We start from the raw sequence: 12,989 nt of genomic DNA, 5'->3' as shown, positions 1-12,989 counted from the left end.
GATATCAATGTGAGCGGTCGATCACGGAAAGCCGCCGCAGATGTTGCCGACGCAGCCGCCGCCACCGCCCGGTCCGCCGCCGCCACCGCCGACGCCGGGAATAGTGCCACCGCCGCCACCGGGTCCGCCGCCGCCGGTCGGGCCACCGGGTACGCCACCGCCGCCGCCGCCGGGTCCGCCGCCGCCGCTCGGGCCACCGGGCACGCTGCCGCCGCCACCACCGGGTCCGCCCCCGCCGCTCGGGCCACCGGGCACGCTGCCGCCGCCACCGCCGGGTCCGCCGGTGCCGCTCGGAGCGGGTGAGGTCTCCGAATTGGCGGGAGCGCTCGTCGACGTCGCCGGCGTTGACGGAGTGGTGCTGCTGCTGGGCGACTTGTTGTCGCCGCCGCCGCAGGCCACGGCCATGACGAGCATGGCGCCGCCGCCGAAGACCGCAAACGCCGTCCTGGCTTCAGATCTCATCAGACTCACCAATCTTCACTGTTGTCTGCAAATGTGCTCGGGTCGCATACCCCCTAATTTGGGGGCGGAAACTAGCGTCAGGAGCAGCGGAATCTCCGCCATAGGACGCCACGGCCGGGGTCACCCGGCGCGGAACAACAGCTCATCGGACGGCTGAGGCGGGTGAGTTGCGCGCTTCCACCTCGGTCACCGGCCTGGCGTCGTAGGCTGCAGCTTCGGGCATCGGCATTCGGGTGATGTCCTGGGCCGTGTACGCTCGGAAAATTGCGCCACGGCATTTTGAATTCTTTTATTTGTGAAGTTTTTGAGGCGCATATGTCGTGCATCAAGCGGTGCATTCGAGGGCAAACTCCAGCAGCCTCAGTGTGCCGCCGAGCGCGGGCGAATTCCGTTGGGGCTTCGTGACTCCGGGCTGGTAGAGACCCTGCGTCGGTTGACACCGGACGCGGAACAAATGCTCCAAAAACGCTTTGTAAAGTAAACTGTCAAATGGCATGTTGGTTTATCACATTTTGATAACGGTTAGATCGCGTTTTGATAAATCCGACGGTTTACCACCTGTGTCTCCGCGTAACTTGTGCGCTACCAGATCACCTTGCTGACGGTTGTGGGTCGGGAATCACGCCGGTTGTAGATGGCTGTCCGTGGCGCGATGCCACCAGAGAGAGGTAGAGCGATGAGCTTCTTTGTGCTGCCACCGGAGATCAACTCGGCTTTGATCCACGCCGGTGCGGGCGCCCAGCCGATGTTGGCGGCAGCGGCGGCTTGGGGTGGGCTTGCAAACGAATTGGCAACGGCGGCGGGCGCTTTCGAAACCGTCACGGCCGGGCTGACCGGTGGTGCATGGCAAGGCGCGGCATCGCAAGCCATGGCGGCCGTTGCGGCCCCGTACGCAAGTTGGCTGGCGGCGGCGGCCAGCCAGGCTACGCAGGCGGCCACCCAGGCCTCGACGCTGGTCGGCGAATTCGAGGCGGTCCGAGCCGCCATGGTGATTCCGGAACTGGTCTCGGCGAACCGCAATCAGCTGGTTTCACTGGTCATGTCCAACATCTTCGGGCAGAACGCTCCCGCCATCGCGGCGATGGAGTCGCTGTACGAAGAGATGTGGGCGCTCGACGTGTCGGCGATGGCGGCCTACCACGCCGGTGCCTCGGCCGTCGCAGCCGGACTGACACCGTTCCTGCAGCCGGCGAACTTCCTGGCGTTGTTGCAGAGCTCGGTGGAGCCGAACTTCAACGTGGGCTTCGCCAATGCGGGCTACGGCAGCATCGGTACCGCCAACGTCGGCAACCTGAACCTCGGTAGCGGCAACATCGGCAACTACATCCTCGGTGCCGGGAACATCGGCAGCGGGATCATCGGTTTCGGGAACCTCGGTGACAACAACTTCGGGTTCGGCAACGTCGGAACCGGCAATCTCGGCTTCGCGAACATCGGGCCGGGGCTGACCGCAGGCCTGCGGAACTTCGGTTTCGCCAACATCGGCGCCGACAACATCGGCTTCGGCAACACCGGTAGCGGCAATATCGGCTTCGGCAACACCGGTAACGGCAACATCGGTTTCGGGCTCACCGGCGACAACCAGGTCGGCTTCGGCGCGCTCAATTCGGGGACCGGCAATATCGGCTTCGGCAACTCCGGCACCGGCAACATCGGTCTGTTCAACTCGGGCACCGGCAATTTCGGCTTCGGCAACTCCGGCAGCTACAACACCGGCTTCGGCAACGCGGGCGTCGCCAACACCGGCCTGTTCAACGTCGGGAACATCAATACCGGGCTTGCCAACCTCGGCCATTTCAACAGCGGCAGCTTCAATACCGGCGACCTGAACACCGGCGACTTCAACTTGGGTAACTCCAACACCGGCTTCATGAACCCCGGCAACTACAACACCGGTATCGGCAACACCGGCAACGTCAACACCGGTGCGTTGATCCCCGGCAACTACAGCAACGGCATGTTCTGGCGCGGCGACTACCAGGGACTGGCCGGCTTCAACGGCACCATCACCATCCCGGCGATGCCCCTCACCGTAGGCGGATTGGGTACCGTCGGCCCCATCACCGTGCCGCCCATCTCCATTCCGCAGATCGGGTTCGGCGTGAACAGCAACGGTGCGCTGGTGGGACCGATCACCTTGCCGCCGATCTCGATTCCGCCAATCAGTCTGGGCGTCAACAGTTCTGGTGCACTGGTGGGTCCGATCACGGTTCCGCCGATCACCATCCCGAACATCGGTTTGGGCATCAACAGCAACGGTGCGCTGGTCGGTCCGATCACGATTCCGCCGATCACCATCCCGAACATCGGCTTGGGCATCAACAGCAACGGCGCGCTGGTCGGCCCGATCAGCGTGCCGCCCATCACCATTCCCACCATCGGGTTGGGCATCAACAGCAACGGGGCCCTGGTCGGACCGATCAGCGTGCCCCCGATCAGCATCAATCCGATCACGCTGTCGTTGAGCAGCGCGAGTTTGTACGTCCCCATCGAAATCCCGGAGTCGCCGTTCAACTTCGCCTTGATCGGCTTGCCTTCCGCCCCCGGGACCATCGGTCCTTCGCTCATCGATCTGACTCTGGGCGGCATCACGGTCGGCGGTTCGATCGGGGGCATCAACACCCCCACCATCACACTTCCCGGAATTCCGTTGGGTATCAACGTGGGTGGCACCATCGGCCCGTTCAGCACCCCGCCGATCACCCTTCCCGGCATACCTCTGGGAGTCAATCTGGGCGGCGGCCTGGGCCCCGTGACACTGTTCCCGAACGGGCTGAGCCTGGCCGAAATTCCGTTGAGCGTCAACGCGGGTGGCGGCCTGGGTCCGGTGACGTTGTTCCCGAACGGCTTCACCATTCCGGCGATTCCGTTGGGCGTCAACGCAGGTGGCGTGCTGGGCCCGTTGACACTGTTCCCGAACGGTTTCACCATCCCGGAGATTCCGTTGGGCGTCAACGCAGGTGGCACTCTGGGTCCCCTCACCACTCCGCCGATCACCCTGGCGCACATACCACTGGGCATCCAGGTGACCGGCACGGCCGGACCCATCGAGATCCCGATAAACATCGGCGGCACACCCGGATTCGGGAACTCCACCGGAGCCCCGTCGTCCGGGTTCTTCAACAGCGGCGCAGGCACTTCGTCCGGTTTCGGCAACCTGGGAGCCGGTGCGTCAGGATTCTGGAACTCCGCTGTGGGCGCGCTGGGCAACTCGGGCATGTTCAACGTCGGGCCGCTGACCTCCGGCGTTGCGAACCTGGGCAATTCGGTGTCGGGTCTGTTCAACACCGGCACGCTGGGCCAGGCGACGGCGTCCTTCACCTCCGGCGTCGGCAATTTCGGCGACCACCTGGCCGGCTTCCTGCGCGGCGGTGCCGCCGAACCGGTGTTCAACCTGGGCTTCGCCAACGACGGCAGCCTGAACTTCGGCGCCGCCAATGTCGGCAACTACAACTTCGGCCTCGGCAACGTCGGCGGTTTCAACTTCGGTGCCGGCAACGTCGGCAGCACCAGCCTGGGTTTCGGCAACCTCGGCGACAACAACTTCGGCTTCGGCAACATCGGCCTGGGCAACTTCGGGTTCGGCAATGCCGGTGCCGGCCTGACGGCCGGACTGCAGAACATCGGCTTCGGCAACCTCGGCGACAACAACTTCGGCTTCGGCAATACCGGTAACGGCAATATCGGCTTCGGCAATACCGGCAACGGCAATTTCGGCATTGGGCTCACCGGCGACAACCAGGTCGGGATCGGCGCGCTGAACTCCGGCAGCGGCAACATCGGCTTCGGCAACTCCGGTACCGGCAACGTCGGATTCTTCAACTCCGGCACCGGAAACTTCGGTATCGGCAACTCCGGCAACTACAACAACGGATTGGGCAACGCGGGCCTGGCCAACACCGGTCTGTTCAACGTCGGCAGCGTCAACAGCGGTCTCGCCAACGTCGGCAGCCACAACACCGGCAACTTCAATGCGGGCAACGTCAACACGGGAGACTTCAACCCCGGTGACACCAACACGGGCGCGTTCAACCCCGGCGACATCAACACCGGTATCGGCAACACCGGCAACGTCAACACCGGCGCGTTGATCACGGGCAACTACAGCAACGGAATGTTCTGGCGAGGCGAATACCAGGGTCTGCTGGGTGCGGGAGCCACCATCAGCATCCCCACCATTCCGCTGAGCGTGAACGCCATCGGTGCGTTCGGTCCAATCACCGTGCCGGACATCACCATTCCCGCGATCCCGTTGAATCTGTTGGCGGGCGGCGGTGTTGGTCCGATCGTGGTGCCCAACATCGAGATACCGGGCATTCCGCTGGACTTGTTGGCCGGCGGAGGTGTTGGTCCGATCGTGGTGCCCAACATCGAGATCCCCGGCATTCCGTTGAGCATTCTGGCCGGCGGGGGCGTCGGACCGATCACGGTGCCCGGCATCAACATCCCGAGTATCCCGTTGAACATGATCGCTGCCGGCGGTGTCAGCGGCGTGACGATTCCCAGCATCAGCATTCCGGGGATCCCGATCAGCCTCAACGCCGGTGGCAACGTCGGGGGCGTGACCATCCCTGCGATCACGATTCCCGGTATCCCGATCAGCGTCGGTGCGAACATCCCGGTGGACGTCACCATTCGAGTCGTTCCATACCGGGTCCCGGGTTTGCCGGGTCTACCCGATGTCCTCAACGGCAGCATCGGTCCAATCTCGTTGGTGCACTTCGACATCGGCCCGGTACTCACCGGGGGCACCGGCAACATCTCCGTGAACGGCTTCAGCATTCCGCAGTTCAATCTCAACATTCCGTTGAGCGGCTCGACTGCTCCGTTCACCATCGGCGGGTTCAGCATTCCCGAGTTCGGGCTCAACATTCCGCTCAGCGGTGCCACCAGCCCGTTCAGCATCGGTGGCTTCAGCTTGCCGCAGATCGGTCTGAACGTTCCGTTGAGTGGCTCGACGGCTCCGTTCACCATCGGCGGGATCAGCTTGCCGCAGATCGGTCTGAACGTTCCGTTGACTGGCTCGACGGCTCCGTTCACCATCCCCGGCATCAGCTTGCCGCAGATCGGTCTCAACGTTCCGCTCAGCGGCAGCACCAGTGCCTTCACCATCCCCGGGATCAGCATCGGCCAGGCGCCGGTGAACATCACCATGAATGGCGGGCTGGGGCCGATCACCATCCCGCTCAACTTCGGCGGCGCGCCCGGTTTCGGGAACGGGACCACTTCCCCGTCCTCTGGCTTCTTCAATATCGGCGCCGGTGGGGTGTCGGGGTACAGCAACGTCGGCTCCGCGGTCTCGGGCTTCTTCAACCAGATGCCCCAGACGCTGCTCGGTGCGGTTTCGGGCTACAACAACGTCGGCCAGTTCCTCTCCGGTGTGTCCAACCTGGGCCACACCATGTCCGGGATCGCCAACACCAGCTCGGTGGGCCTGATGACCGCCGCGTTCAACGCCGGCGTCCGCAACTTCGGGGAGCGGCTGGCCGGGTTCTTCACTACCGGCGCCGGGCCGTAGCCGGTCGGACCTGCCGCTGCGCGCTTTCGCGGCTCCGAGGTCGTGCTGACGGCTGTGGTCGGCGATTCCTGGGCTTTGAGTGTGAAGCCCTGGCTTTGAGTGTGCGTCCTGGGCTTTGAGCGTGAAGCCTGGGCTTTGAGCGTGAAGCCTGGGTGGGATTTCGGTCGGCTTTCCCACCGTGGGTTCACTCCGAAAGCCAAGGCTTCACACTCAAAGCCAAGGCTTCACATTCAAAGCCGGTGCAGCGGTCAAAAGCCACTCACCCTGCCGCGTGGACTTGACCAGGGATTCACACTTGGCCGGGAATCACCCGAAGACACCGGGTCCGCGAAGAGTACCGCCAGCACCAAGACTGAGACCGGGGAAGTCCCAAGCGGCACCGTTGTCCGATACGCCCTACCCGTGAGCGCCGTTGCTGCCGGCGATGCCGTTGCCGCCCGAGGCGCCGGTAGCGCCGTTGCTGCCGGTGGCACCGTTGGACCCGTTGAACTGACTGCTCCCGTTGTTCCACGAGGTGCCCGCGCCGCCGGCACCGCCGGTGCCGCCTGAACCGCCGGAGCCGCCTGTGCCGGCAGCGCCGCCAACGCCGCCGGCGCCGCCGCCGACAGTGCCACCATTGACACCCAAGCCACCGGCGCCACCGCCGCCACCGTTGCCGCCTGCGCCGCCGGTGCCACCGGTGCCTCCGCTACCCCCCCAGCCACCGTTACCGCCGCTGATGCCGCCGCTTCCGCCGCTGCCGCCCTGGCCGCCCACCGCCCCGACTCCACCGCCGCCGCCGGCCCCGCCGTCGCCACCGATGCCGCCGACCGCGTTCCCAGCCCCGTATCCGGCGTTGCCACCGGCTCCGCCCGCGCCGCCGTAACCGCCGTTGCCGCCGCCAGCCCCTTGACCACCCTTACCGCCGTTGCCGCCCGGACTGTTGGTCGGCACCGCGGCATTGCCGCCCTCGCCGCCCCTGCCGCCCATGCCGCCGCCGGCGCCACCTTCACCGCCGACGCCACCGGGGCCACCGCCCGGGTAACCGGGGAGAGTCCCGGCGTTGTATCCGCCCTTGCCGCCGGTGCCGCCGTTCGCCCCGTATCCGCCGGTGCCACCCGCGCCGCCGGTGCCCCCGATGGCACTTGTCCCGTTGGACCCATTGCCGCCCATGCCGCCGGTGCCACCGTTAGCCCCGTACCCGCCGGTGCCGCCGGCACCGCCGGTGCCACCGACCGCGAACATCTTGGCGTCGGCCAGGGTCGACCAACCGCCGTTGCCGCCGGTGCCGCCGATTTCGCCGTACCCGCCGTTCGCGCCGGCGCCGCCGGTGCCGCCCACCTGGTTGGGGGCAATGACATCCACCCCTTTGGCCCCGGACGCGGCGGGACCTGACTGGTTGGCGAAGGCGCCGGGGTTGACGCCGGCAGCACCGCCGGCGCCGGCACCCCCCTTGCCGCCATTGCCGCCGCTACCGGCGTTGCCGACGCTGCCGTTCGAAGCTCCGACACCGCCGGCCGTGCCGCCAGCGCCGCCGTTACCACCATTCCCACCGATGCCGCCGCTGCCACCGTTGGCCCCGTTCGTCGTGGCACCGCCACCGGCGCCACCGTTGCCGCCGCTGCCGGCGTTACCGCCCTTGCCGCCGTTTCCGGCGCCGGTACCGCCAGCGACCGCCGCTGCGCCGCCGTCGCCGCCCTTGCCGCCGTTGCCGCCGTTGCCGCCCGCGGAGCCGGCAGCGCTGCCGGTGCCGCTCTTGCCCAGCGCGCCGAGGCCGCCGTTGCCGCCGATGCCACCGTCCCCGGCGACGCCCACGGCCCCGCCGGGGGCTGCGGCCGCACCGGCTTGGCCGCCGGTCCCGCCGGTCCCGCCATGCCCTCCGTGGATGGATCCGGTGGTTCCGGCGCCGCCGGCACCGCCGGTGCCACCGATCCCGCCGTTTCCGCCTGCGCCCAACGTGCCCGATTTGAAGCCGGCAGCGGTCGCGTTACCGGCTGCGCCGCCCTGGCCGCCCGTCCCGCCGTTTCCGCCGATGCCGCCGGTCGCGCCGGCACCACTGGTGCCGCCGGTGCCGCCGATACCGCCGACGCCCCCATTGCCGCCGTTGCCGCCGTCGCCGGATATCGATCCGCCGCTGCCGCCCTTTCCGCCCTTGCCCCCGTTGCCGGCATTCCCACCGGCGCCCCCGTTCTGGCCGGCGCCGGATGCGTCCGACCCGGTAGTGCCGATGGCACCCGCTCCCCCGGTGCCGCCCGCGCCACCGCTACCGACCGGCCCGGCGTCCCCGCCATTGCCGCCGTTGCCGCCGTTGAGCCCACTGAAGGCGGGCGCGGCGGCGCCGGTGCCGCCGATACCGCCGTTGCCGCCGACACCCAGGTCGCCGGATTTGCCGTTCGCACCCGCCGTGCCGGCGTGGACACCGCTACCGCCGCCGGCACCCCCGGCGCCGCCGCCACCACCGGCACCCGGGTTTCCGCCCTTGCCGCCGTCACCACCGTTGCCGCTGCCGCTGTTGGCGAAGGTGCCGGTACCGCCGGCGCCGCCGTCGCCGGCCGCTCCGCCGAACCCGCCGGTGCCCGCAACCCCGCCGGCACCCCCGGTGCCGGTGCCGGACGCGCCGGTACCGGGCGCGCCGCCCGCGCCGCCTTTGCCGCCGGTACCACCTTGACCGCCGTTGCCGCCCAGACCGCCGGTCTGTCCCGCGTCGCCGGTGTTGCCGTTTGCGCCGGACCCGCCGATTCCTCCGACGCCGCCGCGGCCGCCGGCGCCGCCATTGCCTCCGACGCCGGAGATCGACCCGCCTTTGCCGCCGGCTCCGCCCTCGCCACCGTCGCCGCCGTTACCACCCGCGGCACCGTGGCCACCGGCACCGCCCGACTGACCGGACTTGGTCCCGTTCGTGCCTTCGACGCCCATCGCTCCCGCTCCGCCGGCGCCACCGGTACCGCCGTTGCCGAACGCTCCGGCGTCGCCGCCCGACCCGCCCTTGCCGCCGTTGAGGCCACTCAACGCCGGTGCGTCAGCTCCTGCGCCGCCGGTGCCGCCGTGCCCGCCGACACCGTGGGCGCCCACGACACCGTCCGCGCCCTTGGCGGCTGTGCCGTAACCCGCTCCGCCGTTGCCGGCGGTACCACCGGCGCCTGGCGTCCCGCCGGTCCCGCCGTCACCGCCGTTGCCGGTGCCGCCGTTCTCGAAAGTGCCGGCGCCGCCGGTGCCGCCACTGCCGGCAGTCCCACCGAAACCGCCGTTGCCGCCTTGGCCGCCGACACCGCCCTTGCCGGTGCCCGAAGCCCCGGTGCCGGGCGCGCCGCCCTGGCCGCCGTCGCCGCCGGCACCGCCTTGACCGCCGTTGGTGCCGGCTCCGCCGGTCTGGCCTGCTAGTCCGGTGGCACCGTCGGTGCCGGCGCCGCCGAAGCCGCCCGTGCCGCCGGTCCCGCCGGCGCCGCCGTTGCCGCCCACCCCGGACGTGGTGCCGCCGCTACCGCCGACACCACCGTTGCCGCCGTGGCCGCCCGAGCCGCCGATCAGGCCGTTGAGACCTTGGGTCCCGTTGGCGCCGGCACCCCCGGCCCCGCCGGTGCCGCCGTTGCCGACCGGCCCGGCGTCACCGCCGTTGCCGCCGTGGCCGCCGTTGAGTCCGCTGAATGCGGGCGCGGTGGCACCGGCGCCACCGGTGCCGCCGTGACCTCCCGTGCCGATTGAGCCGACGGATCCGTCGGCACCTTTCGCGCCGGTGGTGCCGCCGCCTGCGCCGCCGGTGCCGCCGGCACCGCCGGAGCCGACCGTTCCGCCCGCTCCGCCCTTGCCGCCGTTTCCGGTGCCGCCGTTGGCGAAGGTGCCGACGCCGCCCGTCCCGCCGCTGCCGGCGATGCCGCCGGTGCCGCCGTCGCCCGCCGCGCCGCCGCCCGCATCGATGCCTTTACCGGAAGCACCGCTACCGGCCTGCCCGCCCGCGCCGCCGTTACCGCCGCTGCCACCCTGACCGCCGTTGGTGCCGTTTCCGCCGGTAGCACCCAGCGCGCCGGTGTTGCCGTCGTAGCCGTTGCCGCCGAACCCGCCGAGGCCGCCGCGGCCACCACCGCCGCCGCTGCCACCGAATCCGGACGTGGTACCGCCGGCGCCGCCGGCGCCGCCGGCCCCCCCGTTGCCACCGTTACCGCCGATGCCGCCGTTCTCGGCGGCGGTGGTCGCGTTGGTCCCGTGGGCTCCGACATAACCGTGGCCGCCGCTACCGCCGGTGCCGCCGTTGCCGACCGAGCCGCCGTCACCGCCCTTGCCACCCGCGCCGCCGTGACCGCCGTCGACGGTTGCGGAGGCACCGACGCCGCCGGCGCCGCCGTTGCCGCCGAAGCTCGGGCTGCTGCCCGCCTTACCGTTTGCCCCGCTCAGGGTCCCCGTGCCGCCTGCCCCTCCGGAGCCGGCGACGCCGGCGGCACCCGGATCGCCGCCGTGGCCGCCGTTGCCGCCGTTGCCCGCGACTCCGTTCACGACGGCACCGTTGCCGCCACGCCCGCCGTGCCCCGGGGTGCCACCCTGACCGCCGTCACCGCCGGCGCCGCCTTGACCGCTCACGCCCTTGCCCAGCGCGGTGCCACCGACGCCGCCGGCGCCGCCCTGGCCGCCAGATCCGCCGTCGCCGCCGTCGCCGCCGGCCACACCGGCACCGCCGTCCGTGCCGGTGATGCCGGCGCTGCCGTCCGCGCCATGGCCACCGGCACCGCCCACGCCGCCGTTGCCGGACGTCGTGCCACCAGCGCCGCCGTTGCCGCCGGTACCGCCGTTGCCGCCGGCGTTGCCGTCGGCGCCCGGGGCCACCACCGGTGCGCCGGCCAACCCGGCACCACCGGCACCGCCGGCGCCGCCGTCGCCGACCGACCCGCCGTCACCACCGTGGCCGCCCGCGCCGCCGTGCCCGCCGGCCGTGATCGCGCCGGCACCTGCCCCGCCGGCGCCACCGTTGCCGCCGGAGGCCGCCGTGCTCCCGGCCTCGCCGTCCGCGCCGAAGGCGCCCGGCTGGGCGCCCGCGCCGCCGGCGCCGCCGAGACCCGCCGCACCGGCCGCGCCGGGATCGCCGCCTTTGCCGCCGTCGCCGCCGTTGCCCGCAACCCCGTTGGTGACGGTGCCCTGGCCACCGGCACCCCCGTTACCGGGCGCGCCGCCGCTGCCGCCGTTGCCGCCGGCACCGCCTTGCCCGCCGGCGCCGGAACCGAGCGCAACACCGCCGAGCCCCCCGGCTCCGCCCTTGCCGCCGGCGCCGCCGCTGCCGCCGTCGACGCCGTTGGATCCGGCCCCGCCGGCGGTTCCGGACACCCCGGCGGTGCCGTCGGCGCCCGCACCACCGGCGCCACCGACGCCGCCATTACCCGAAGTCGTGCCCCCGGCGCCGCCGTCACCGCCGGCTCCACCGTCACCCCCGGCGTTGCCGGTTGCTCCCGGAGCCGTCACCTGCGCGCCGGCCCGTCCGGCCCCGCCGGCCCCGCCGGCACCACCCGTCCCGACCGCTCCCGCGTCGCCACCCCGACCGCCGGCTCCACCGGCCGCACCGGCGGTTGTCGCGTCAGCCCCGGCGCCGCCCGCACCGCCGTTGCCGCCGGTTGTGGGGGTGGCGCCGTGCAGTCCGGCACCGGCTCCGGGCGCGCCCGCACCGCCCGCGCCGCCCAGGCCGGGGTTGCCGCCGCGGCCACCCTCGCCACCGCTACCGGCGACCCCGTTGACGACGGTGCCCTTGCCGCCCGCTCCACCGGTTCCGGCGGTACCACCCGCGCCGCCGGCTCCACCGGCACCCGGGGTGCCGGCCTGGCTGAACAGAGCACCCCCGGAGCCGCCGACGCCGCCCACCCCGCCGGTTCCGCCGCCGCCGCCGTCGCCGCCGGCTCCACCGGGCAGGCCCGGGTCGCCCACCGCGCCGAGACCACCGGCACCGCCCGCGCCGCCGACACCGCCGACGCCCCCGGCGCCCCCGTTGCCGTAGAGCAGTCCCGCGTTGCCGCCGGCGCCGCCGTTTCCGCCCAGACCGCCGGCCGTGCCGTTGCCGCCGTTGCCGCCCGGTGACAGGGCGTCGCCGCCGACAGACCCGGAGATGCCGGTGCCACCGGCGCCGCCGGCACCGCCGTTGCCGAAGAGGAATCCCGCGTTACCGCCGGCACCGCCGCTGCCGCTCTGGGCGCCACCGATGCCGCCGATCCCGCCGGCCCCGCCGGCGCCGGTCAGCAGTCCGCCGCTACCCCCGGCTCCGCCGGTGCCGCCGGTGCCGGTAGCGGAGAAGCCGCCCGCGCCGCCGGCTCCGCCGGTGCCCCACAATGCAGCCGCACCCCCGGCCCCGCCGGTACCGCCGGTGCCGGACACCGAGGATCCCCCGGCCCCGCCGAGGCCCGCCGCGCCGAACAGGCCGGCCGCTCCGCCGGCGCCGCCGCCGCCCCCGACACCGCTCGTCGACGATCCGCCGGCCCCACCGATTCCGCCGACGCCGAACAGGCCGGACGCCCCGCCGCTGCCGCCCGCGCCGCCGTTGGCACCGTTCAGACCGGTCGCGCCGGAGCCGCCGGCGCCGCCATTGCCGAACAGCAGTCCCGCCGCACCACCGTGCTGCCCGGTGCCCGGCGCCCCGTCGGCGCCGTTACCGATCAGCGGACGGCCCAACAAAGCCAGCGACGGTGCATTGATTGCGTTAAGTGTCTCGCGCATGAACGCCGCGCTGACAGCCTCGGCGCTCGAATAGGAAGCCGCAGTCGCCTGCAAAGTGCGAACGAATTGCTCGTGGAAAACGGTCGCTTCGGCGGCAAGGTTTTGGTAACTGACGGCATGCGCGCCGAATAACGCCGCGATGCGGGTGGAAACTTCGTCGGCGGCGGCGGCCAACATCTCCGTCGTGGGCACCGCTGCAGCGACATTGGCTGCGCTGATTGTGGATCCAATGCTCCCGACGTCCGATGCCACGGCGGCGAGTGTCTCGGTTGCAGCAATCACGTACGACATGGCAGTAGAACCCGCTTTCCCAAAAGTGGCCCGACCCGCCGATGCTATTACTCGC

The 12,989-nt window shown here is 71.3% G+C and carries 3 protein-coding genes; 1 reads left to right on the top strand and 2 read right to left on the bottom strand.

Annotated features, from left to right (window positions below; all coding sequences use genetic code 11):
- Nucleotides 1–21: 21 nt before the first annotated feature.
- Nucleotides 22–462, bottom strand: coding sequence for a hypothetical protein (locus AC5Y46_RS08660; protein ID WP_499945915.1), 441 nt, complete (start codon nucleotides 460–462; stop codon nucleotides 22–24).
- Between the two features lie 676 nt (nucleotides 463–1,138).
- On the opposite strand from AC5Y46_RS08660, the gene AC5Y46_RS08655 reads away from it, so the two are divergent.
- Nucleotides 1,139–5,980, top strand: a complete 4,842-nt coding sequence (locus tag AC5Y46_RS08655) for a PPE domain-containing protein (protein ID WP_499990709.1) — start codon at nucleotides 1,139–1,141, stop codon at nucleotides 5,978–5,980.
- Nucleotides 5,981–6,376: 396 nt separating this feature from the next.
- Here AC5Y46_RS08655 and AC5Y46_RS08650 read toward each other — a convergent pair whose 3' ends face one another.
- The gene (locus tag AC5Y46_RS08650) at nucleotides 6,377–12,934 is read right to left on the bottom strand and encodes a PE family protein (protein ID WP_499990708.1); all 6,558 of its coding nucleotides are present in this window, start codon (nucleotides 12,932–12,934) and stop codon (nucleotides 6,377–6,379) included.
- Between the last annotated feature and the right edge of the window lie 55 nt (nucleotides 12,935–12,989).

This window comes from Mycobacterium sp. NGS59, from assembly GCF_059812345.1.
The sequence above is the reverse complement of the archived record's forward strand: the minus strand, read 5'-3'. Positions and strand labels throughout refer to the sequence as shown.